Source organism: Bacillus sp. NTK071 (assembly GCF_017303315.1).
In the GTDB taxonomy this organism is placed as follows: Bacteria; Bacillota; Bacilli; order Bacillales; family Guptibacillaceae; genus Guptibacillus.
This window is the reverse complement of sequence record NZ_JAFKOI010000002.1, coordinates 596626-621042: the sequence shown is the minus strand read 5'-3', so window position 1 is coordinate 621042 and position 24417 is coordinate 596626. Positions and strand designations below refer to the sequence as shown.

Annotated in this window: 25 protein-coding genes and 1 other annotated feature; of the genes, 24 read left to right on the top strand and 1 reads right to left on the bottom strand. The window is 38.8% G+C overall.

Annotation, left to right across the window (positions count from 1 at the left end; all coding sequences use genetic code 11):
• Positions 1–20 precede the first annotated feature (20 nt).
• Positions 21–317 (top strand): putative quinol monooxygenase, encoded by a 297-nt coding sequence (locus JI666_RS07470; RefSeq protein ID WP_206890273.1) that lies wholly within the window; start codon positions 21–23, stop codon positions 315–317.
• A 76-nt stretch (positions 318–393) separates the two neighbouring features.
• Here the strand turns inward: JI666_RS07470 and ytvI are convergent, their stop codons facing one another.
• Entirely contained in the window at positions 394–1500 is a 1107-nt protein-coding gene (gene ytvI, locus JI666_RS07465) for a sporulation integral membrane protein YtvI (protein WP_206890271.1), read from the bottom strand.
• 147 nt (positions 1501–1647) lie between these two features.
• Between ytvI and JI666_RS07460 the strand changes: the two genes are divergently transcribed.
• The 23 genes from JI666_RS07460 (at position 1648) to JI666_RS07350 (ending at position 24382) form a co-directional block, all read left to right on the top strand.
• The gene (locus tag JI666_RS07460; protein WP_206890414.1) at positions 1648–2109 is read left to right on the top strand and encodes a DUF441 domain-containing protein; all 462 of its coding nucleotides are present in this window, start codon (positions 1648–1650) and stop codon (positions 2107–2109) included.
• Positions 2110–2363: 254 nt separating this feature from the next.
• Positions 2364–3479, top strand: coding sequence for a citrate synthase (gene citZ, locus JI666_RS07455; protein ID WP_206890269.1), 1116 nt, complete (start codon positions 2364–2366; stop codon positions 3477–3479).
• Between the two features lie 68 nt (positions 3480–3547).
• Positions 3548–4819, top strand: a complete 1272-nt coding sequence (icd, locus tag JI666_RS07450; RefSeq protein WP_206890268.1) for an NADP-dependent isocitrate dehydrogenase — start codon at positions 3548–3550, stop codon at positions 4817–4819.
• A 41-nt stretch (positions 4820–4860) separates the two neighbouring features.
• The gene (gene mdh, locus JI666_RS07445; RefSeq protein ID WP_206890267.1) at positions 4861–5799 is read left to right on the top strand and encodes a malate dehydrogenase; all 939 of its coding nucleotides are present in this window, start codon (positions 4861–4863) and stop codon (positions 5797–5799) included.
• A gap of 78 nt (positions 5800–5877) precedes the next feature.
• A complete protein-coding gene (locus JI666_RS07440; protein ID WP_206890266.1) occupies positions 5878–6357 on the top strand; it encodes a MaoC family dehydratase in 480 nt (159 codons plus the stop codon).
• Positions 6358–6549: 192 nt separating this feature from the next.
• Complete coding sequence (locus tag JI666_RS07435) at positions 6550–7266, top strand: response regulator transcription factor (RefSeq protein ID WP_206890265.1); 717 nt, start codon at positions 6550–6552, stop codon at positions 7264–7266.
• Complete coding sequence (gene pnpS / locus JI666_RS07430) at positions 7266–8684, top strand: two-component system histidine kinase PnpS (RefSeq protein ID WP_206890263.1); 1419 nt, start codon at positions 7266–7268, stop codon at positions 8682–8684. The genes JI666_RS07435 and pnpS overlap by 1 nt, the downstream gene beginning before the upstream one ends.
• Positions 8685–8976: 292 nt before the next feature.
• Positions 8977–11607, top strand: coding sequence for a DNA polymerase I (polA, locus tag JI666_RS07425; protein ID WP_206890261.1), 2631 nt, complete (start codon positions 8977–8979; stop codon positions 11605–11607).
• Between the two features lie 20 nt (positions 11608–11627).
• Positions 11628–12458: a DNA-formamidopyrimidine glycosylase gene (mutM, locus tag JI666_RS07420; protein WP_206890259.1), complete on the top strand. Its 831-nt coding sequence runs from the start codon at positions 11628–11630 to the stop codon at positions 12456–12458.
• Between the two features lie 65 nt (positions 12459–12523).
• A complete protein-coding gene (gene ytaF, locus JI666_RS07415; protein WP_206890257.1) occupies positions 12524–13156 on the top strand; it encodes a sporulation membrane protein YtaF in 633 nt (210 codons plus the stop codon).
• A 17-nt stretch (positions 13157–13173) separates the two neighbouring features.
• Positions 13174–13767, top strand: coding sequence for a dephospho-CoA kinase (gene coaE, locus JI666_RS07410; protein WP_206890254.1), 594 nt, complete (start codon positions 13174–13176; stop codon positions 13765–13767).
• Between the two features lie 345 nt (positions 13768–14112).
• Positions 14113–15141 carry a glyceraldehyde-3-phosphate dehydrogenase gene (locus JI666_RS07405; RefSeq protein ID WP_206890253.1) on the top strand — a complete coding sequence of 343 codons (1029 nt, stop codon included), beginning with the start codon at positions 14113–14115 and terminating at the stop codon, positions 15139–15141.
• Positions 15142–15485: 344 nt separating this feature from the next.
• A complete protein-coding gene (speD, locus tag JI666_RS07400) occupies positions 15486–15875 on the top strand; it encodes an adenosylmethionine decarboxylase (protein WP_136948489.1) in 390 nt (129 codons plus the stop codon).
• Between the two features lie 129 nt (positions 15876–16004).
• Complete coding sequence (locus tag JI666_RS07395; RefSeq protein WP_206890252.1) at positions 16005–16394, top strand: cytosolic protein; 390 nt, start codon at positions 16005–16007, stop codon at positions 16392–16394.
• 74 nt (positions 16395–16468) lie between these two features.
• Positions 16469–16927, top strand: a complete 459-nt coding sequence (nrdR, locus tag JI666_RS07390; protein ID WP_048312389.1) for a transcriptional regulator NrdR — start codon at positions 16469–16471, stop codon at positions 16925–16927.
• Between the two features lie 85 nt (positions 16928–17012).
• Positions 17013–18374 carry a replication initiation and membrane attachment family protein gene (locus JI666_RS07385; RefSeq protein WP_206890251.1) on the top strand — a complete coding sequence of 454 codons (1362 nt, stop codon included), beginning with the start codon at positions 17013–17015 and terminating at the stop codon, positions 18372–18374.
• Positions 18375–18399: 25 nt separating this feature from the next.
• The gene (gene dnaI, locus JI666_RS07380) at positions 18400–19332 is read left to right on the top strand and encodes a primosomal protein DnaI (RefSeq protein WP_206890250.1); all 933 of its coding nucleotides are present in this window, start codon (positions 18400–18402) and stop codon (positions 19330–19332) included.
• A 98-nt stretch (positions 19333–19430) separates the two neighbouring features.
• Entirely contained in the window at positions 19431–20267 is an 837-nt protein-coding gene (gene ytxC / locus JI666_RS07375) for a sporulation protein YtxC (RefSeq protein ID WP_206890249.1), read from the top strand.
• A 312-nt stretch (positions 20268–20579) separates the two neighbouring features.
• Positions 20580–22517 carry a threonine--tRNA ligase gene (thrS, locus tag JI666_RS07370; protein ID WP_206890246.1) on the top strand — a complete coding sequence of 646 codons (1938 nt, stop codon included), beginning with the start codon at positions 20580–20582 and terminating at the stop codon, positions 22515–22517.
• A gap of 177 nt (positions 22518–22694) precedes the next feature.
• Positions 22695–22816, top strand: a sequence feature (ribosomal protein L20 leader region).
• 74 nt (positions 22817–22890) lie between these two features.
• Positions 22891–23409, top strand: a complete 519-nt coding sequence (gene infC, locus JI666_RS07365; RefSeq protein WP_414635132.1) for a translation initiation factor IF-3 — start codon at positions 22891–22893, stop codon at positions 23407–23409.
• Positions 23410–23431: 22 nt separating this feature from the next.
• The gene (gene rpmI, locus JI666_RS07360; protein ID WP_048312400.1) at positions 23432–23632 is read left to right on the top strand and encodes a 50S ribosomal protein L35; all 201 of its coding nucleotides are present in this window, start codon (positions 23432–23434) and stop codon (positions 23630–23632) included.
• Between the two features lie 44 nt (positions 23633–23676).
• Positions 23677–24033 carry a 50S ribosomal protein L20 gene (rplT, locus tag JI666_RS07355; protein ID WP_206890241.1) on the top strand — a complete coding sequence of 119 codons (357 nt, stop codon included), beginning with the start codon at positions 23677–23679 and terminating at the stop codon, positions 24031–24033.
• Between the two features lie 73 nt (positions 24034–24106).
• Positions 24107–24382: a DUF1294 domain-containing protein gene (locus JI666_RS07350; RefSeq protein WP_349769308.1), complete on the top strand. Its 276-nt coding sequence runs from the start codon at positions 24107–24109 to the stop codon at positions 24380–24382.
• Positions 24383–24417: the final 35 nt, after the last annotated feature.

Sequence of the window (24417 nt, the reverse complement as noted above, 5' to 3'; positions counted from 1 at the left end):
TAGAATTGAGGAATGAAACGATGATTATTACACATGCAGGATTACAAATTAACAAAGCTAAAGAAGAAGCATTTCTTGAAGAAGTTCGCACTCTTGTTGAAGAGTCTAGAAAAGAAAAAGGTAACATCTCTTACACTCTTATGAAAGATGTTGAACAAGAAAATGCATATACTATGGTAGAAATTTGGGAGAGCCTTGATGCAGTAGAGGAACATGGTCAAAGCCAGCACTTCAGAGCTTTCGTTGAGAGAGCACCAGAATATTTGGTTGCTCCTTTAGAAGTGAAAAGCTATGATGGTAATGAAGTAAAAAGATAATGTTAAGTTAAAAAGCTTGTAGGTATAGTTTAGACATATACCTACAAGCTTTTTATTTTGTCTACCGCAACTTCATCTACTTCATAATAAACCGCCAAACATCTTTAAATACATTAGCGTGGTATAGGGTTTTAACAACTACGAGTAAAACAGGGCCAATGATTAAGCCGAGAAAACCCAAGACCTGAAACCCTACAAATAAAGCGATTAACGTAGCAAGAGGGTCTAGACCAATGTTAGATGACAGTACCTTTGGTTCCATTACTTGTCGTTGTATAACCACAACTCCGTATAAAATCGATAGGCCAATGGTTAATCCGTAATTTCCTGTAAGGAAAGAATAAATCATCCAGGGAACAAAAATTGCACCAGTTCCAAGATACGGAAGAAGATCCACGAAACCTATGATTATCGCAATAGTAATTGCGTAATCTACTCTTAATATAAGTAAACCAACGAGAACGATAACTGCTGTCATAGATATTAGCGTCAACTGGGCTTTAAGAAACCCGAATAATGCTCTTCTTAAATCGACATAAACAGTTCCTATGCTTTTCTGGACATCTGTTGATACTTTTTTCTTCACCCAATTTATAAATTTGTACCAGTCCTTACTGATGAAAAAAGTAGCAAGCATTGAAAAGACAAGGACTGTTAATATTGTTGGTAAGCTCACAATTAATGAACGAATTCCTTCTACAAGAGACTGGAGAGTGTTTGTAACGGTTGCTGTTACCGTCGTACCTATTGATTGAATATTATCAATAACGGTTGTTTGCTGGTCTTTGTTTAAATCCTTAAACAGGTCTTCAAGTTGATTGTAGAGCGGCATCACATGTGAAACAAACAGATCTTCAACGAATAAGACTATTTCTTGAAAGTTTCCTGGGAGTACATTTGCAATATATACAATACCCTGAACAATTTCGTTTACCAGAAGGGCAATGAACGCTGCAAGAACACCGATCAGAAACAGAATCGATAGCGCAACAGAAAATGGCCTTGGGATTTTTCCTCTTCTTTCTAGAAGATCAACCAACGGATTTATTAGAAATGCAAGGAAAAGCGCAATGACGAACGGAAATGCTAGGTGCCAGATATAATAACAGGCGATCAAGGTAAGAATAATGATAGCGATCACTAATAAGAAACGAAGAAATCTATGGACGTATTTCCAGTTCATCAGGAACCTCCTTCTATAGCTTTTCCTATATATTACACCTCACGATTCCATACAATCAATTGTATGTTTTCGGATTTCGTGCTTAATTCACTAAAGTTTGTTATGCTAAAGTAGTTCTGTTAATGTGAAAGAGGGAACAATATGACTATAATTTCTCAGTCCTCCATATTCCTGCTAATCTTAATGGGCATCGCACTTATTGCAAAGAATAGTTCGCTTATTATAGCGGTTGCTTTTCTACTTATTGTGAAAGTGATTGGACTTGGTGACAGGGTATTTCCTATCATTCAATCGAAAGGCATTTCCTGGGGAGTTACAATTATTACGATAGCGGTTCTTATACCAATTGCAACTGGTGAGATAGGTTTCAAGCAACTTGGTGAAGCTGTAAAGTCCTCATATGCTTGGATTGCAATGGCATCTGGGATTTTTGTTGCGGTAATCGCTTCAAAAGGGATTGTTTTACTCCAAAATGATCCTCACATTACTACGGCTCTTGTATTTGGTACAATACTTGCTGTAGCAGTCTTCCAGGGAATAGCTGTTGGACCGCTCATTGGTGCTGGTATCGCGTACATGGCTATGAAAATTGTCGAACTTTTCACCTGAACAACCGTTCAGACAAGTGATTTAGCGATCTAACACCTTTCGTGTTACCGCATAATTAGACAACCTGAGAAAAAAAGGAATGGACGAAATCATACATATTCATTCACAAATATCAGAGAATTGTTTATAATGAGAACTGACGCACCATCTTTGTACATAGGTTCTTATTTTTTTGGAGCGTTTTAAAAGCGTTATCAAAGCAGAATTTTTAGAAAATACTAGAGCCAATAATATGGAAAAGGAGAGGGAAACGTATGACGACTACTCGCGGTTTAGAAGGCGTAGTTGCAACAACATCATCGATTAGTTCCATTGTAAACGACGTTTTAACATATAGAGGATACAACATCGATGACCTCGCTACGAATGCTAGTTTTGAAGAGGTAATTTATTTATTATGGAATGATAAACTTCCAAATAAAGCAGAACTTGATGAGTTCACTGCTGAGCTCGCAGAAAATGCGACAATTCCTAAAGAAATTGTTAGTCAAATGAAAGCTTATCCCATTGATAAAGTACACCCGATGGCTGCTCTTCGTACAGCTGTGTCTACACTTGCACTTTATGATGAGGAAGCAGATGATATGAGTGAAGAAGCCAACTATCGTAAGGCGATTCGTTTACAGGCGAAAATCCCTACAGTTGTAACAGCTTTTTCACGTGTTCGTGAAGGAAAAGATCCTGTTGAGCCAAAGAAAAATCTAAGTTTTGCTGCTAACTTTTTGTATACACTAACTGGAGAATTACCAGAAGAGGTAGCTGTAACAGCAATTAATAAGGCTCTTGTTCTACACGCTGATCACGAGCTAAATGCGTCAACATTTACTGCTCGCGTATGTGTGGCTACGCTTTCAGATATGTATTCTGGTGTAACAGCTGCTATTGGTGCACTTAAAGGACCACTTCACGGTGGTGCTAACGAGCGCGTAATGGCTATGCTAAGTGAGATTGATAGCGTGGAAAACGTAGAATCTTATTTACAGAATGCTTTTGAGAATAAAGAAAAAATTATGGGCTTTGGACACCGCGTTTACAAAACGGGAGATCCTCGTGCGAAGCATTTAAGAGAAATGTCTCGTAAACTAACTGAACTAACTGGTGAAACAAAGTGGTACGAGATGTCAACTAAGATGGAAGAAGTCGTAACGAATGAAAAGGGACTTCCACCAAACGTAGATTTCTATTCTGCATCTGTTTATCATAGCCTCGGCATCGATCATGACTTGTTTACACCACTATTTGCTGTAAGCCGTGTATCAGGCTGGATTGGGCACATTCTTGAACAATACAGCAACAACCGCTTAATTCGTCCACGTGCCGAATATATTGGATCAACAAATCAGACTTATGTGAGTGTTGAAGATCGATAGAAAAGATAGGGGAAGAGATAATCTTCCCTTTTTTCAAAGATAAGTAAATTCAGTAGGAGGAATTAAAAATGGCAAATGGAGAGAAGATTACCGTAAATAATGGGGTACTAAACGTTCCAGATCATGCAATCATTCCATTTATCGAAGGAGACGGCACAGGTCCTGATATTTGGGCAGCTGCCTCTAAAGTTCTTGAAGGAGCAGTAGACAAGGCATACGGCGGTAAAAAGAAAATCGTATGGAAGGAAGTATACGCTGGTCAAAAGGCATTTGATAAAACAGGTGAATGGCTACCAGCCGATACCCTTGATGCAATTCGAGAATACATAATTGCGATTAAAGGACCTCTAACAACTCCAGTGGGAGGAGGCATCCGCTCTCTTAATGTTGCTCTTCGTCAGGAATTGGATTTGTTTACATGCCTTCGTCCTGTTCGCTATTTCAAAGGAGTTCCTTCACCAGTGAAGCGTCCTGAAGACACGGATATGGTCATTTTCCGTGAAAATACTGAAGACATCTATGCTGGAATTGAATTCCAAAAAGGCACGGATGAGGTTAAGAAAATTATCTCTTTCCTACAAGATGAAATGGGCTCGAAGAATATTCGTTTCCCTGAAACATCAGGTATCGGTATTAAACCTGTATCTGAAGAAGGAACAAAGCGTCTAGTACGTGCAGCAATTCAATATGCTCTTGATGAAGGCCGTAAAAATGTAACACTTGTTCATAAAGGTAATATTATGAAATTTACAGAAGGTGCATTCAAAAACTGGGGCTATGAAGTTGCTGAGCAAGAATTCGGTGATAAAGTCTTCACTTGGGCAGAGTACGACCGCCTTGTTGAAGAAAAAGGCAAGGAAGCTGCGAATGAAGCACAGTCAAAAGCAGAAGCAGAAGGCAAGCTGATTGTGAAAGATTCCATTGCGGATATCTTCTTGCAACAGATCCTTACTCGTCCAGCAGAATTTGATGTAGTAGCAACAATGAATTTGAACGGTGATTATGTTTCTGATGCTCTTGCAGCGCAGGTTGGCGGAATTGGTATTGCTCCTGGAGCAAATATTAACTATGAAACTGGACATGCTATTTTCGAAGCTACTCATGGTACTGCTCCGAAATATGCTGGTCTTGATAAAGTGAACCCTTCATCTGTCATCCTTTCTGGTGTTCTAATGCTTGAACACATTGGATGGGGCGAAGCAGCGAAGCTTGTTCTCGATTCAATGGAGAAAACAATCGCTAATAAGGTTGTAACGTATGACTTTGCTCGTCTTATGGATGGAGCAACAGAAGTGAAAACTTCGGAGTTTGGTGACGAACTCATCAACAACATGGACTAAGTTTATAAACTTAAGAACTGGATTAAAGGAGTGGCTTACAAATGACAATGAAACGCAAAAAAGTTTCCGTTATTGGTGCTGGTTTTACTGGAGCAACTACAGCTTTTTTACTAGCTCAAAAAGAGCTTGCTGATGTCGTTCTTGTAGACATTCCAAATCAAGAAGGTCCTACAAAGGGTAAGGCACTCGATATGTTTGAAGCGAGCCCTGTACAAGGATTTGATTCTAAAATCTCAGGTACTTCAAACTACGAGGATACAGCTAATTCAGACATTGTTGTAATTACCGCAGGTATCGCTAGAAAACCTGGAATGAGCCGAGATGATCTGGTTAATACTAATGCTAAAATAATGAAAAGCGTAACGAAGGAAATTGTGAGATATTCGCCGGACACCATAATTGTTGTTCTAACAAATCCGGTTGATGCAATGACTTACACGGTATACAAGGAGTCTGGTCTTCCGAAAAACCGTGTCATTGGTCAATCAGGAATTCTTGATTCTGCGCGATTCCGTTCGTTCATTGCTGAAGAACTTAACTTATCAGTTAAAGATATTACTGGTTTCGTTCTTGGTGGTCATGGAGATGATATGGTACCACTTGTACGCTATTCGTTTGCAGGAGGTATTCCACTTCAAAGCCTTATTTCTGAAGAACGCCTCGCGGAAATTGTGGAACGAACGCGTAAAGGTGGCGGAGAAATCGTTAGTCTGTTAGGAAATGGTAGTGCCTACTATGCGCCAGCCGCTTCTCTTGTAGAAATGGCTGAGGCAATCTTGAAGGATCAGCGACGTGTTCTTCCTACAATTGCCTATCTTGAGGGCGAGTATGGTTATGATGGACTATATCTTGGCGTACCAACAATCCTTGGTGGAAGTGGGATTGAAGAAATTATCGAATTAGATTTAACTGCTGATGAGAAGAAAGAGCTAGACAAGTCAGCTGACTCTGTTCGTAAAGTGATGACAGTATTAAATTAAATAAGAAGATCCGGTGCAAGCCGGATCTCTTTTTACACAACAATAGAAAGCGCTTTCTTATGCGGAAGGGGAGTAGCTATGCTTTTAGGTAAAAAACGAAAAATAGGTCGTATGATTGAAGAAATAACTGCAGGGGAAAAGCTTGAAGTAACAGAGAAGATAGAAGATCGTGATTTACTTTTATATCTTGGGCTTTCAAATGATAACAATCCTCTTTTCATTCAACATGATTATGCATCTATGACACCATTCAAAAAACCTATCGTCCCTCAAATCATGCTTCTGGCGATTGTAACTGGTGCGATTTCTAAATACCTGCCTGGGCCAGGTAGTAGTATTAAAAAGAATGAAGTGACATATAACAATCCTGTTTATCACTATGAAACTGTACACTTCCAGTTTGAAGTGATTGAGGTTTCAAGGGAAGCTCATGAAGTTCTTATTCGTGTAGAAGGTACAAATGAAGCGGGTGATTCGGTTCTTGAAGGTAGGTTTACAGTGTGTCCACCTTATCCTGCTAAGCCTTTAACAAAAACAACATCATTTGATAATTTTTAAGAGCCTACATACGGCTCTTTTTGTTTTGTCGCTATTAAGAGAAAGCGCTTTTAATCAAGCGTAAAACAAGTTCTTCTTTTGCCTTACCAAAAAAAATAGTATGATGAGAGTATTCAGGCTAAAATAAACACAAATGCCTGACTTTCGGTATCGGCATTGATGAATGGGGAAATTCGTTAGGGGGATTTTACAATGAGTCAAAAAATTCTAGTTGTCGATGATGAAATGTCAATTTTGACATTGCTGCAATTTAATCTTGAACAAGCAGGTTATGAGGTTGTAACAGCTGAAAATGGAGCTGAAGCTCTTGAAGTTGTTTTGGCTGAAAAGCCTAACTGCATCATTCTTGATCTGATGTTGCCTGAGATGGATGGATTAGAAGTATGTAAAGAATTAAGGCAACGTCATATTCACACACCTGTTCTTATGCTTACCGCGAAGGACGACGAATTTGATAAGGTACTCGGTCTCGAACTCGGAGCTGATGATTATATGACAAAACCATTTAGTCCAAGAGAAGTAGTTGCTCGTGTGAAAGCAATTCTAAGACGAGTAAAGCAGCTTGAAGAATCAAAAACGGCTTCTGAAATGGAAGAAGAAGAGAAGATTCAAGTTGGCCAATTAGACGTTTTCCCAAATAACTATGAAGCATATTTCCAGGGACAGATAATGGAAGTGACGCCAAAAGAGTTTGAATTATTGGTATACCTTGTTCGTCACAAGGGACGTGTTCTTACTAGAGAGCAGCTTCTAAGTGCAGTTTGGGATTATGATTTCGTTGGTGATACGAGAATTGTTGATGTTCATGTTAGTCATCTACGGGAGAAGATTGAACAAAACACCCGTAAACCTGAATATATTAAGACGATACGAGGACTCGGTTATAAGTTAGAGGAGCCCTCAATTTAATGAAAAAGTTTCGCTCTCGGTTTCTTAATGCCCAATTTGTTATCCTCTTTTTTGTATTTTTAATTATGATTGTCTTTCTAGGAAATTTATTTGAAGGAATCTTATTCGAGGGTGCAAGTCAAGAAGCATTGTCAAATATGTGGCTTATATTAATTATTTCATTTGCAACGGCTTTTTTCATTATTATATACATAAGCCTGCGCATCTCTAATCAGTTAACCAAGCCTCTTGAAGGTGCATTGAAAGTTGCGAACGAGCTTGCTTCTGGAAATTTTCAGGCAAGGACTTACGAGTACAAACTTGATGAAACTGGCCAATTAAGTCATGCATTAAATATTCTAGCTCGCAATTTACAAAATATGACATCTTCGTATGAGATTCAACAAAATCGATTAATGACGTTAATCGAGAACATGGATAGCGGGTTAATTCTGATTGATACAAAGGGTTATATTAACCTTGTGAATCGTTTTTATAAAGAAACCTTTGGTATCCATTCTAAAGAATATATTGATTCTCTTTATTATGAGGCAATCCCATATCGGGAAATTATACGCCTTGTAGAGGAAACGCTTTTGGTAGAGAAAACAGTGAGGAAACAGGTTGAGCTTCAAGTAGGCATCGAAATTCGTCACTTTGATGTTTCGGGCGCGCCAATTCTTGATCATGATGATAAATTAAAAGGTGTCGTACTTGTATTTCACGATATTACTGAATTGAAAAAACTTGAACAAATGCGTAAAGATTTTGTTGCGAATGTTTCGCATGAATTGAAAACACCAGTTACTTCATTAAAAGGATTTGCTGAGACATTATTGGATGGTGCAATGGAGAACAAAGCGTTTCGTACAAGGTTTCTTACAATCATTCTCAATGAAAGTGATCGTCTTCAAAGTCTCATTCAAGATTTATTAGATTTATCTAAAATGGAACAAAAGCATTTTTCATTAAACTGGCAAGATGCAGATTTACAAGAAATTATAGATGATTGTCTGCTCATGACTAAGAGTAAGGCAGATAAAAAGAAAATAGAATTATCTGTAGAGTATGAAGGTAACCTTAGTATTAAAGGGGATGTTCACAGGTTAAAACAGGTTTTTCTTAATTTAATTGCAAATAGCCTTACCTATACACAAGAAAATGGCAAGGTTGATATTTCAGTTAAAGAAGCCAGTGAAACCGTTGACTTTATGATATCTGATAACGGCATAGGTATAAGTAAAGAGGAAATACCTCGGATATTTGAACGTTTCTATCGTGTTGATCGGGCAAGAAGCAGAAATTCAGGTGGAACAGGGCTTGGCCTTGCGATTGTAAAACACCTCATTGAGGCACATAACGGAAAGATTCGAGTGGATAGTGATCCTGGGAAGGGAACAACATTCCTGATTTCGCTATTAAAGAAACGTAAATTTTAATATTTACGTTTTCTTTACATTTTGTTTATATGTCCTTTAAACTCTTTCTGTAAAGTAACAATTGACCCCTTCATCATGACGAGAGCATTTTTTGAGACGAGTTTATCTCGTCTCCTTTTTTTATGGTTTGTGAAAGTTATGGCCGTTATTCTTATTTAAAACGTGTTTCCATGTTAACTGTTACCTCATCGCTTGTTTTTCTTTCTTTTTGCCAACGTGGTAAAATGGAGAAAGCAGGCGTTTTTATATGCTTTTAAGAGACGTCGATTGCATTAGAATGGGAGGCTTTCTATTGAAGAATAAACTTGTACTAATTGATGGAAACAGCATAGCGTACCGTGCGTTTTTTGCACTACCACTGTTAAATAACGATAAAGGCGTTTACACCAATGCTGTACTTGGTTTTACAACGATGCTTCTAAAAATTATTGAAAATGAGTCGCCAACACATATGCTTGTTGCATTTGATGCTGGTAAAACAACTTTTCGGCACAAAACCTATACCGAGTATAAGGGTGGTCGTCAGAAGACCCCTTCTGAATTAAGTGAACAATTCCCTGTTATTCGTGAAGTTCTTGATGCATTTGATATTAAGCGGTATGAGATTAAGGATTATGAAGCCGATGATATTATTGGTACAGTGTCGCTACTTGCAGACAAAGAAGATTGGGATGTCAAAATTTATTCAGGAGATAAAGACCTCCTTCAACTTGTTTCTAACAATGTTCATGTTGCTTTAACCCGTAAAGGAATCACTGATATTGATACATATGATCCGGCGTTTTTAAATGAAAAATATGGACTTACACCAGATCAGATAATCGATATGAAAGCTTTGATGGGGGATAATTCCGATAACATTCCTGGCGTACCAGGTGTAGGAGAGAAAACTGCGCTTAAACTATTAAAACAGTTTGGAACGGTAGAAGCAGTATATGAATCAATCGATGAGGTTTCAGGTAAGAAATTAAAAGAAAAGCTAGAAGAGAATCAAGATAAAGCGATGATGAGCAAAGAGCTCGTTACCATTTTTAAAGAAACTCCTCTTGATTTAGAGATGAAAGATTTGGCGTACAGCGGGTTTGATCGTGACGCTGTTGCAGCATTATTTAGTGATCTTGGCTTTAAGTCTCTGCTTAGCCGCATTGGAGCTGAAGAAGTCGTTGAAGAAACCGAAATCGATGATTTGAATTTTGAAACACTACAACAAATTGAAGAACATCATTTAGTCAGTCCTTCAGCAATGATTGTCGAAGTGATGGAAGAAAATTATCATAACGCAGAAATTCAAGGATTCTCAATTATTAATGAGAACGGGAATTTCTATCTTCCTACTGATCTCGCTATGTCTTCAGACTTGTTCAGAACATTTCTAGAAGACCAATCTCAGAAAAAATGGGTGTTTGATGCAAAACGCGCTGTTGTTGCCCTAGGTTGGAAGGGAATTGCATTAAAAGGTATTACGTTCGATTTAGTCATTGCCTCGTACCTGCTCAACCCATCTGAATCCACTCATGACTTATCAGCCATTTCAAGACGTGAAGGTTTTTCCATTGTTTCATCTGATGAAACAATTTATGGAAAAGGCGCTAAGCGGAAGATACCTGAAGAAAACGAACTAGCTGATCATCTTGTTAGAAAAGCCTATGCAGTCTTTCAGTTGAAGGAAACGCTTGAAGAGCAGCTTAGAAAGAATGAACAATATGAACTTTTTCAAGATCTTGAAATGCCATTAACCCTAGTGCTTGGAGAAATGGAAACAAAAGGTGTATCTGTAGATACAAAGTTCCTTGAGAAAATGGGCGGAGAGTTAAACAAAAAGCTTAGTGCTATTGAAGCTCGAATTTTCGAACTAGCTGGCACTGAATTCAATATCAATTCTCCTAAGCAATTAGGTGAGGTTCTATTTGATAAACTGGAACTTCCGGTTATTAAGAAAACGAAGACGGGATATTCTACTTCAGCTGATGTACTTGAAAAGCTTGAGAGCAAGCATGACGTTATACCAGAGATTCTTCTATATCGCCAGCTTGGAAAGTTGAACTCAACGTACGTTGAGGGACTCCTCAAAGTTATTTATTCTGATACTGGCAAAATCCATACGCGATTTAATCAGGCATTAACACAAACAGGACGATTAAGTTCAACAGATCCTAATCTACAAAACATTCCGATTCGTCTTGAAGAAGGTCGCAAAATAAGAAAAGCTTTTGTTCCTTCAACGAGCAATTGGGTCATGTTTGCAGCTGATTATTCTCAAATTGAATTACGAGTTCTTGCTCACATTGCTAAAGATGAGAATTTAATTGAGGCATTCCAAAATGGTGAAGATATTCATACAAAAACCGCCATGAATGTTTTCGACGTTGAGAAAGACGATGTCACATCAGACATGAGGAGACATGCAAAAGCTGTAAACTTTGGTATTGTTTACGGAATAAGTGACTATGGACTTTCGCAAAGCATTGGGATATCAAGGAAAGAAGCAGGAGAATTTATAGACCGTTATCTTGAGAGTTTTCCTGGTGTAAAAAGGTATATGGAAGATGTTGTTTCAGAAGCTAAGCAAGATGGCTTTGTTTCGACATTAATGCAAAGAAGAAGATATCTTCCTGAAATTAATTCAAGAAACTTTAATCAGCGAGGATTCGCTGAGCGTACAGCGATGAACACACCGATTCAGGGAACAGCTGCAGATATTATTAAGTTAGCTATGGTTCAAATGGATACACGTCTTAAAGAAGAGAATCTTCAGGCGCGTATGCTACTTCAAGTACACGATGAACTCATTTTTGAAGCACCTGAGGAAGAGATTGAAACGTTAAAACGTATCGTACCTGAAGTGATGGAATCTGCAATCAAACTGGATGTACCTTTGAAGGTTGATTATGAGTATGGCTCCACTTGGTATGATGCGAAGTAGGCATCAAAGGAGAGGGAGATATGCCTGAGTTACCAGAAGTAGAAACAGTTAAGCGAACGCTAGAAGAATTAATTGTAGGTAAGAAAATTACCGATATTATTGTGAAATGGCCCAAAATTATTAAGAGGCCAGATGATGTTGAGGAATTCAAATTAAAAGTGATTGGACAGTCGTTTAAAGGCGTTGAGCGAAGAGGAAAGTTCCTAAAGCTCTTCCTTGAAGAAGATGTGATTGTTTCGCACCTTCGGATGGAGGGCAAATATCGAATGAGTCAGTCTGATGAAGAAGCTGATCATCATACACATGTATTTTTTATTTTTGATGATGGAACAGAGCTTCGTTACCACGATGTGCGAAAGTTTGGCACTATGCATTTGTTCCCAATCGGAACAGAAGAATCAGTATTACCACTTGCACAGCTAGGTCACGAGCCTTTTTCTCCACAATTTACTGTAGATGTCTTAAAAGAGGGGTTTAAGAAAACGACTCGGAAAGTAAAAACAGTGCTACTTGATCAAACACTAGTCGTTGGACTAGGCAATATTTATGTAGACGAGGCACTATTTAAGGCAGGAATTCACCCTGAGCGAATTGCTTCAACGCTTAATGAATGTGAAATAGAGCGTCTCCAGCTTGAAATCGTAGACACACTAAGTGAAGCTGTAAACAAAGGGGGCAGTACTATTCGTTCCTATGTAAACAGCCAGGGGAAAATAGGTACGTATCAGGACAATCTGTTTGTTTACGGACGATCTGGACTGGAATGTAAGAATTGTAACCATTTACTTGAAAAGATTGTGGTTGGTGGACGAGGCACTACTTATTGTCCAATATGCCAGGTGAATGAGTAACTCGTAGCGTTGGATGGGCTCCTTTCATATACTATTTAAGATTTCAGTATGGAAGGAGTTCGCCAATGTACTGGGTTTCTCTTTTTTTCTTAGCATTTGCTGTTAGTGTTGACGGTTTTGGAGTTGGCTTAACATATGGCTTACGAAGGATGAAAATTCCTTTCAAGTCGATTCTAATCATTTCAATTTGCTCGGCGGTCTCCATGTTGATCGCAATGGGGTTTGGGTCCATTCTACAGTTATGGATATCAGATATTGCGGCTCAGCGTGTAGGAGGGTTTATTCTTATTGCTTTGGGTGCCTGGGTACTGTACCAAATGTTCCGTAATACTAAAGATGAAGAAAGGACGGTTTCAGAGCGTATTCTTCTTCATTTTGAAATTCGTTCCCTAGGCGTTGTTATCAGTATATTACGAAAACCGACGACAGCCGATTTTGATGATTCAGGAACAATAACTGGAATTGAGGCGATTATGCTTGGTGCTGCTCTTTCGTTAGATGCGTTTGGAGCAGGGGTAGGAGCCTCTATGATTGGTTATTCTCCTATTGAAACATCAATACTAATCGCATGTATGAGTTCGTTTTTTGTTCTACTTGGACTAAAGTTTGGAAATGTTGCGTCTTCTATTAAGTGGATGGATAAATTATCGTACTTACCTGGTTGTTTATTAATAATTCTGGGCTTCATGAGGATGTAGCCCTCGAGGAGGAAACGATGGATATAGGACTTACCGGTGGAATTGCTAGTGGAAAAAGTACTGTAGCAGATATGATCAGAAACCATAACATACCAATTGTTGATGCAGATGTTATTGCTAGGCAGGTTGTAGAACCGGGTGAGTCCGCATTAGAAGAGATCTTTCTGTCATTTGGTTCAGAAATGAAAGCAGAAGATGGAGGTCTTGATCGAAAAAAGCTCGGTTCTGTTATTTTCAACAATGAGGATAAGCGTAAACTCCTCAATAGCATCCTACATCCAGCTATTCGAAAACGTATGCTTGAAGAGGTAGCTTCTTATAAAAAACAAGGAGAACCTCATGTTGTGCTTGATATTCCTCTTCTATATGAAAGTGAATTGAATCATTTGGTCGAACGAACGCTTCTTGTATACGTTGACCCTTCAACACAGTTGAAGAGATTAATGGAACGAGACGGAAGTACTGAACAAGAAGCTACCGAGAGAATTCAATCACAAATGCCAATAGAAAAGAAGAAAGAACTAGCGGATGCAATAATTGATAACACAGGATCACTAAAAGAATCTGAAGATCAGCTAGTTCATGTTCTAAGAAAGTGGCAAATTATCTAGAGAAGGTTCTTTCGAAATGATTAAGGTTTATGTTTTAGAAATTCACATATCGAAGTTGATTGGAGCGGAAGGAGGCTCACCGCCCGCCCCACGGAAAGCGAGCATCCTGGAGCTCAAATCAACCGCTCTCCTAAGGCAACAATGTTTCTGTAAAAAATGTAGAAAAAAACACGTCATTTGACGTGTTTTTTTGTTTCTTCTTAACCTGTTTTGTAGACGATAAACCAGATAAGCACTTTTATACGTAAATAGTGTAAATTTATCTTTTCATTCGCATATTATATGTTATACTAATTTTGTGATAGGGGATTAAGTATAACACATATATGGCAGGAGGAACGCTGGATGAACACAAGAATAGCGATTAATGGCTTTGGAAGAATTGGGCGTATGGTTTTTAGAAAGGCAATTATGGATGAGGATTTGGAAGTAGTAGCAATTAACGCTAGCTATCCGCCGGAAACGCTCAGCCATTTAATTAAATATGATAGCATTCATGGTACGTTTGATGGAGAGGTTACTCCTTTTGAGAACGGTATCAAGATTAATAATAAAAAAGTAGTGGTGTTAAACAACCGCGATCCGAAAAATCTCCCTTGGAAAGAAATGGGTATTGATATTGTTATTGAAGCAACAGGTAAATTTCGCACACGAGAAGAAGCAGCTTACCATCTCGATGCTGGTGCAACGAAAGTAATCATTACAGCACCAGGGAAAAATGAAGATCTAACGATTGTGATGGGCATAAATGAAAGCGAATACAATAACGAAGAACATCATGTATTGTCAAATGCTTCGTGTACAACAAACTGTCTTGCGCCAGTTGTGCAAGTACTTGATAAATCGTTTGGGATTGTTTCGGGCATGATGACGACTGTCCATGCTTATACAAATGATCAGAAGAACATTGATAATCCACATAAAGATTTAAGAAGGGCTCGAGCATGTGGACAGTCTATTATTCCTACCTCTACAGGAGCAGCGAAGGCAATATCGAAAGTTCTTCCACACCTTGAAGGGAAATTGAACGGTATGTCTTTACGTGTACCTACGCCAAATGTGTCACTTGTTGATCTTGTTGTTGATTTGGAGAAGGAAGTAACAATTGATCAGGTTAATGATGCTTTAAAGGCGGCATCAGAAGGACCATTACGTGGTATTCTCGCTTATTCTGACGAACCACTTGTGTCAATTGACTATAATGGAAATGAACATTCTTCCATCATTGACGGACTTTCAACTATGGTCGTTGAGAACAAGAAAGTTAAAGTCCTAGCATGGTACGATAACGAGTGGGGATATTCATGTCGAGTGGTCGATATGGCAAAATATGTCGGGGAAAAGATACCCGGGAGGCTGAAAGTAAGCGTATAACAGAATGAATTTGAAGAGCGGGAGTGAGACACTTCCGCTTTTTATATTGTTAATTAGAAAATAAGCGTTAAAAGTTGAATTTGCGGATATACTCTATATGTAGCTAGCCATATACTCTTCTGAGGTTCTTGCTTCTATTCCATTAGATACAAGAAGGAAGATATATTTTTTTGTTGCAAATCTATTTTAAAAGCCTTATACTATTTTTCGTGAACTTCTTTTATAGCAATTTGGCATTGGAAACTACTTAAAGGGTTAGGACCTCATCGGACTAACTTTCCCCCGTGGTGGATTTTCAATACCGCATGCTGACGCATGAGTAAACTTAAAGGGGGAATTTTGCTATGGATACAATGGGACGTCACGTTATTGCCGAACTATGGGGCTGTGACATTGAAAAACTTAACAACATGAAATTAATTGAAGAAACGTTTGTAGAAGCTGCTCTAAAGTCTGGTGCAGAGGTTCGTGAGGTAGCATTTCATAAATTTGCACCACAGGGTGTTAGTGGTGTTGTCATTATTTCTGAATCGCATTTAACGATCCACAGTTTTCCTGAACATGGCTACGCAAGCATCGATGTTTACACATGTGGTGATCTTGATCCTAACGTTGCAGCTAATTATATTGCTGATGCACTTGGTGCAGATACACGTGAGAATATTGAGCTTCCGAGAGGCATGGGTCCAGTTAAACCGAAAGTTAGAGAAGAGCAATCAGCGTTTACTTCATAATTATACAGTTACTAAAAGGAGTGCATTAGCACTCCTTTTTTGTTTCGTTTCATCCTTTGTCAACATTCTCTTGCAATTGATTTATTAATCAATTATTGCTATTCTTAAAAAAAATAGAGGAGGACAAGGGTGGGAATTAAAGACTTTTTTAGCAATCGTTCTGAGACAAGTGAAAGGCATCCCAGTGATGCATTGAAGACTCATTATTTTAAAGCTACGAAGGAACAGGCTTTTACAGAAGCAAAAGCCGTTCTTCAAAAACATTATAAAGGTGAAATAGTTACGAATTCTCCAGAGCGCGGAGAATTCGTCTTTCAAGTTAAATCACCTAAGAAAGCATTAATTGTTGTCACGGTAGTATCAGTTCGTGCATACAAAACAGCAGTTGATTTTTCAGTATCAACTGAGACGCCTCTACCAGTTGATTTCGGATATAGCAAGAAAGTAATTGGTACAGTATACAATGATCTACAAAAGAAGTTAACGTTAATCGGTACTGGTATTTCTGAACAATTTTAGAGATAGATGTGTAGCAGCGCATTGTATGCTAAAATAGAAGGTAGAAATCTTGTTCGTTTAGTGGAGATGATCTAATGCGTTGTCCCAACTGCAATCAGAATGGTACAAGAGTGCTTGATTCTAGGCCGGTTCATGAAGGTCGGTCGATCCGCAGACGTCGGGAATGTGAATCATGTACGTACCGGTTTACAACATTTGAAACAGTTGAAGAAATACCGCTTATTGTTGTTAAAAAAGAAGGAACTAGAGAAGAGTTTAGCAGGGATAAAATTCTAAGAGGTTTAATAAAAGCCTGTGAGAAACGACCTGTACCACTTGAGACTCTTGAAACAATTGTCAATGAAATTGAACGAGATCTTCGCAATCAAGGAGCATCAGAAATTAGCAGTGATGTCGTTGGTGAGCTCGTTATGGATCAATTGGCAAAAGTGGATGAAGTTGCCTACGTTCGATTTGCTTCCGTCTATCGTCAATTCAAGGACATTAATGTATTTATTCGGGAGTTAAAAGATTTAATTAACAGAGCAGAGTAACGAAGGGGGAGCTTAATGTAAGCTCTTTTTTTGTACGAAAAAGATTAAGCTTTAAAATTCACGAGAGAATAAAAAGGTGAAGCATATGCATTGGAAAGAACTACTACCTGTCGATACACTTCAAGTTGAAGCGGCAGGGCTCTTACATGAATATGACAGACGAGTACTTACTCTTTTATATCAACCTCTAATTGGAGCAGGTGCATACAGTCTTTATATGACCCTTTGGAGTGCCCATGAGCAGAAAGATGCACTTGTTACAACAATGACTCATCACAATTTATTACTCATGATGAGGTGGGATTTAAAGAGAATACTTGAAGAACGTAGAAAGTTAGAAGGAATTGGATTATTGAAAACCTATTTGAAATCGGGTGACGATCCAAGGCACTTCACATATGAACTTCAACCACCTCTTACGCCAGAACGGTTCTTTAATGATGGCGTTCTTAACATCTATTTGTTTAACAGACTTGGTAGAAACAAGTACAATGACCTGAAACAATACTTTACGGTTGATAAATTAAATCCCAATGAGTACAGTGATATTACAGCGTCATTCAATGAGGTATATGACTCTCTACACCCCTCTGAAATGACATCTTTAAATGATGTGGAAGAAGAGGAGCATCAAGCTATTGAGAAGCGAAACGAGAATAAAGGACTTGTATTCACTTCGTCTCAATTTGACTTTGAGGTGATGAAACAGCATATCTCTGATATGATTGTATCAGATCGAATGTTAACAGATAATGTTAAAAAGACAATAGAGCGACTTGCTTTCGTATATAAAATAGAACCCTATGAAATGGGTCGAATTGTCGAACAAGCGGCCATTCACCACGAAGAATTGTCCGATGACCTTTTACGTAAAGAAGTTAGTAGTTGGTTTGCTCTTGAAAATCGTGGTAAAGTGCCAGCTCTTCAATATAGACGTCAGCCCGCTTCATTACAAGAATTCCATACAAAAGAGCCTGTTACAGAAGAGGAGAAAGCTGCTCAGCGATATGAGCAAATGACACCTTATGACATTTTACAACGTGCTGCGGAAGGCGGAAAACCATCTGAAGCTGATATGAAATTGGTGGAGCGTATTATGGATGAGCAAAAGCTAACCCCAGGCGTTATGAATGTTCTTCTTGACTTTATTCTTGAAACTCAAGACAAGAAATTGTCCAAAAACTATGTTGAAAAGTTTGCGAGTCATTGGGCTCGAGCGAGGGTAAAGACAGTTAGAGAAGCGATGAACCTTGCTATTAAAGAACTTCAGCAGCCTGCTAAGACAAAGGGCAAGGCTGGAAACTCTAATAATCGAGGAAAATCTACAGCTAGGAAAGATAAAGTACCGGAATGGATTTCAGATCAGAAGGAACCGGATATGTCTCAGGAAGAACGATCTGAAAAACAGGACCAGCTTAAGAAGATGTTGAGTAAATACAAAAAATAAGTCGTTTAAAGCGGGGTGAAGTGGGATGGAATCCATCCAGGAATCATTTAACAAAATGCCTGGTAATAAAAAATTCCAACAGCAATATCAAGAAATGAAAAAGGCAATTATGGCAGACGCTGATATTCGTTCCTTCATCGAGGAGCATGATGAGGTTGATGATAAAATGGTTGATCGAAGCCTAGCAAGGCTTTATGAATATACAACTCAGGCGAAACGGTGTGAAGGTTGTCCGGGCCTTACAAACTGTATCAATATGATGCAAGGATATGAGCCTGAGTTATTTATCAATCGTTCAGTGATCGATATACGTTACAATCGTTGCCCCACTAGAATTGAAGAAGAGAAGAACAAGAAGCGGAATGAGATGATTCAAAGTTATTACATTCCAAAGGAAATTCTCCAAGCTACATTCGCTGACTTAGACGATGAAGATCCTGTGCGTGTTGAAGCGATAGGCACGGCGATTCAGTATGTAGAAGACTTTGTCCCTGGCGAAACATCGAAAGGTCTTTATATACACGGTGGATTTGGAGTAGGAAAAACGTTTATCCTAGGAGCAATCGCGAATCAACTTGCAAAAGATAAAGGTGTACGTTCGCAGTTTATCTATACGCCTGACTTTTTCCGTCAAATGAAGAGTGCGATACAAGATCAGTCTATTGATGCAAAACTTGATTATCTGAAAGAAACACCGCTATTAATTCTTGACGACATCGGAGCAGAGAATATTTCTAGCTGGGTTCGTGATGATATTTTGGGTGCTCTACTTCAATACCGAATGACAGAAGGTCTTCCAACCCTCTATTCTTCCAATTTAGATTATAGTTTGCTTGAGGAGCACCTTGCATATTCTCACAAGAGTGGAATAGAAGAAACGAAAGCAAAACGAATTATGGAACGAATTAAACACTTTACAACACCCGTTTTTCTTGAAGGGAAAAACAGAAGAATTTAAAGTCCTCCTTATGGAGGGCTTTTTTTTACACTTCTATACATGATTTCCTAACAATGACCATATAGATTCTAATGAGAAGATGGACAGGGGGGAAAGCATTGGTTTCGATAACATTTAGTGAAATAGAAGACTTTCAATTTATGACTGCAGAATTAAACAAGGTTGCGGGTCCTAAGCGTATGAAATGTGATATAGAAGCTATGAAAGTATCCATTGCCATAGAGCCATTCGATACAAAAATGTGTTATCGTATTTCCCAATGCCTTGCCCGATGTGTGAGCATCACCTATGAGAAGCGATGGATGGAGCAACTTCTTAAGTCCACTTATTACTTTCAAGATCAAGATGAAATTGCAGAGATTTCTGGGATTGCTAGAAGCATTGGTGACGGTAATAAAGATGATATACCAGGTGCTTCACGTTATTCGAATCGAGGAGAATTGTTGCTAGAAGCAGCTATATCTTGTATTGAGCAGGGTGGTACCATCTCATTCGATTCTTTCTTAAGATTTCGCACTGGCCCCTATCGTACTCTTCTAGCTACACTTATTGGAGAGGCGATTGATGAGTATAAATTAGAACAGGAATATCAAAATTTTGTTCAGGCATTAAGACTCCTTCTTAAATCTAGAGAGTCGGTTACGAAACGTGTTATTCTTGTTTTTGATGGAAACTATTGTTTGTACAATACGAATGGAAATGCCTTAACTTTCAAAGAGGATTTACAGTCTGAGGACCTTCCGAAAGGTCTAAGTGTGGATGATATTGATCCTGAAATTCTATTGCCATTACTTGTAACTGCTCCAGAAGAAATATACTTATATACTGATCATAACGAAGAGGGTCTAGCTCAAACCATTCAGAATGTATTTGAAGAGCGGTTATATTTTTTTCCGTATCGTATGTCTAAAATACTTTTTTCAGGCAATCATTAAAATAGGCTTGATTTTCATAAGTACACTACTTATAATACCTACATACACGCATATACGTTATTGTTACGATAAGGACATGAGATGTTCTGTCTGCTTTCAGAGAGGGAAGGAACGGTGTGAACTTCCCAGCGAGACAAACGATCTTACCACCTTTGAACTCTGCCCTGGAAATAGGGTAGCGTTTCTGCTACGTTACAGCAGTCTGAGCCGTATAGGATGTTCTCTATGCGGGAAGCAGGGTGGAACCACGAGATTAACACTCGTCCCTTTTGGGATGAGTGTTTTTTATATGCAAAAAAGGAGTGAAGAAGCATGGCTGAAATGGTTGAAATTACGTTTCCTGACGGTTCTGTAAAGGAATTTAATAAAGGAACAACAACTGAAGATATTGCAAGTTCAATTAGCCCAGGATTGAAGAAAAAAGCACTTGCTGGGAAGGTGAACGGAGTATTAGTTGATTTGCGTCGTGGAATTGAAGAAGACGCTCAAATCGAGATTGTTACACAAGAAAGCGAAGATGGTCTTGAAGTACTTCGTCATAGTACAGCGCACCTTATGGCACAGGCAATTAAACGACTCTACAGTGATGTGAAACTAGGCGTAGGCCCTGTAATTGATAGTGGTTTCTACTACGATATTGATTGCCCTGTTTCTATTACACCTGAGGATCTTCCTAAGATTGAGAAGGAAATGAAGAAAATCATTAATGAAAATCTTGAAGTAAAGCGTATAGTGGTGAGCCGAGAAGAAGCTGAAAAAATGTTTAAAGAAATCGGTGATGACCTTAAACTGGAGTTACTTGAAGCGATTCCAGCTGATGAACAAGTAACAATTTATGAGCAAGGCGAATTCTTTGATCTTTGCCGTGGACCACACGTACCATCTACTAGTAAAATTAAAGCCTTTAAATTACTATCCATAGCTGGAGCTTACTGGCGCGGAGATAGTGATAATCAAATGCTCCAACGTATTTACGGAACTGCATTTCCTAAACAAGCCCAAGTTGAAGAATATCTTCACCTCTTAGAAGAAGCAAAGGAACGCGATCACCGTAAACTCGGTAAAGAATTAAAGCTTTTCACTATTTCTCAAGAAGTAGGACAGGGACTTCCGATTTGGTTACCAAGAGGGGCAACGATTCGCCGTACAATCGAACGGTATATTGTTGATCTTGAAGAACGTCTTGGTTACAACCATGTTTACACTCCGCACCTTGCGAATGTAGAACTTTACAAAACAAGCGGTCATTGGGAGCACTATCAAGACGATATGTATCCTCCAATGAAAATGGATGAAACAGAAGAGTTAGTACTTCGTCCGATGAATTGCCCGCATCATATGATGATTTACAAAAACGATCTAAAAAGCTATCGAGGCCTTCCATACCGTGTAGCAGAGCTTGGAACGATGCATCGTTATGAAATGTCAGGCGCACTTGCAGGTCTTCAGCGTGTCCGTTCTATGACGTTAAATGATGCGCATATCTTCTGTCGTCCGGACCAGATTAAGCAAGAGTTTATTGAAGTTGTTGAACTCATTCAAGAAGTATACAAAGACTTTAGGATCAATGATTACTCATTCCGTCTTTCTTACCGCGATCCAGAAGATAAAAAGAAATATATCGATAATGACGAGATGTGGGAAAAAGCCCAGAGAATGCTTAAAGAAGCAATGGACGACCTTAATGTCGAGTACGTTGAAGCAGAAGGGGAAGCAGCGTTCTACGGCCCTAAATTGGATGTTCAAGTGAAAACGGCTCTAGGAAAAGAAGAAACACTTTCCACTGTGCAACTTGATTTCTTACTCCCTGAACGTTTCGATCTATCTTACATTGGTGAGGATGGTAACCATCACCGTCCAGTTGTTATTCACCGTGGTGTTGTTTCAACAATGGAACGATTTGTTGCATTCTTAATTGAAGAATACAAAGGTGCATTCCCAACATGGCTTTCACCAGTACAGGCTGAAATCATTCCTGTATCAGAAGTACACCTTGACTATGCGAAATCAGTTCAAAAGAAACTTCAACGTGCAGGAATTCGCGTAGAAGTGGATGAGCGTAATGAGAAGATTGGTTACAAAATCCGTGAAGCACAAATGCAAAAAATTCCTTACATGTTAGTAGTAGGGGATAAAGAGGTTGAAGGTGAAGCTGTTAACGTTCGCCGCTACAGCCAGCAAGATTCAGAGACTGTTTCTCTAAACGATTTTACTGCTAGAATTGAAGAGGAAATTAAAGACAAGAAGTAATGGAAAGCCGGCGAAGGTGCCGGCTTTTTAATTTAAGATCAAACAAATTTGTAAAAAACACTTGTCACAAGAGAAAAGATTCGTTATGATAATCAAGTGCACTTCGAAAGAATCTTATCACCTTGACATAGATTTGGTCAGCATGGTATACTGTCTTAGGTAATTAAATATCGGAAACAAAGCAAGCAGAAGCGCCCGCTTCTCACCTGATTGACGCCGTAATTGGTAGTTTGCAGGTACACTGTTTTTATAATTGTGTAATGTGTGGGTGCCGTATGCGCCGACGCTTTTTTTATGCTTTGAACCGAATATAAACCATTTAATGACATCATGTTAGATGATCATCATCGAACAATAACCATGGAGGTGGCTGATTATTAGTAGAGATATGAACGTCAATGAGGGCATTCGTGCTCGGGAAGTACGTCTTGTTGGTGCAGACGGAAACCAAATTGGTGTGAAATCCAAAAATGAGGCATTAGATATGGCTCGAAACGCAAATCTTGATCTTGTAATGGTTGCTCCAAACGCGAAACCTCCAGTTTGTCGCATTATGGACTACGGAAAGTTCCGCTATGAGCAGCAGAAGAAAGAGAAAGAAGCGCGTAAGAAACAAAAGATCATTACCGTTAAAGAAGTTCGCTTGAGCCCGAATATTGAAGAACATGACTTCAATACGAAGCTTCGTAATGCACGTAAGTTTCTTGAAAAAGGCGATAAAGTTAAAGCATCGATCCGCTTCCGCGGTCGTATGATTACGCACTCTGAAATCGGTAAAAAGGTGCTTGAGCATCTTGCAGAAGATTGCAAAGATATATCAACTGTTGAGTCCAAACCCAAAATGGAAGGGCGCAGCATGTTCCTTATCTTGGCACCTATCGCAGAAAAGTAATTCTTGAAGGAGGAACTCACTCATGCCAAAAATGAAATCTCACCGTGGAGCTTCAAAACGGTTTAAGAAAACTGGATCAGGTAAACTTAAGCGCAGCCGTGCTTACACTAGCCATATGTTCGGTAACAAGTCTCAAAAGCAGAAGCGTAAGCTTCGTAAAGCTTCTCTTGTTTCCGCAGGTGACTTCAAGCGCATTAAGACTTTAATCTACAACAAGAAGTAATCGGTTTTTATATTATTTAGACACAGAAATAGGAGGGGTTTAGTATGCCAAGAGTAAAAGGTGGCTACGTAACACGTCGCAGACGTAAAAGAACGTTAAAACTCGCAAAAGGATATTACGGATCTAAGTCTTTGCTTTTCAAAGTTGCTAATCAGCAAGTTATGAAATCAAACATGTACGCTTATCGTGACCGTCGCCAGAAAAAGCGCGACTTCCGTAAGCTTTGGATCACTCGTATCAACGCGGCAGCTCGTATGAACGGACTTTCTTACAGCCGTTTGATGTTTGGTCTTAAAACAGCTGGTATCGACATCAACCGTAAAATGCTTGCTGAGCTTGCAGTTAACGACGAAAAAGCGTTCACTGAACTAGCATCAAAAGCAAAAGAAAACTTGAAGTAAGTTTTTTAAAACCATTCTCACTCGTTGAGGATGGTTTTTTTGTAGAAAATGTTATGCAAGGAGGCAAAGCGTCGTGAGTGGCCTTATTTTATTTTCCATTTATTTGGTTGTGATTAATAGTTGGAGTTTCACGATTATGGGATTAGACAAACGTAGAGCTAAACAGAAGGGTCAAAGGATTTCAGAGAAGACGTTATGGCTTTTTATCGTTATTGGAGGCAGTCTGGGTAGTTATTTCGGCATGAAGCAGTTTAGACATAAAACAAAGCATACCCAATTTGTTTATGGTATTCCAGCTATGATCGTTGTACACTTCGTGCTTGGATGCTATGTCTACTTAACGAGATAAGAATTAAAAAACGCAGCATATGCTGCGTTTTTTAA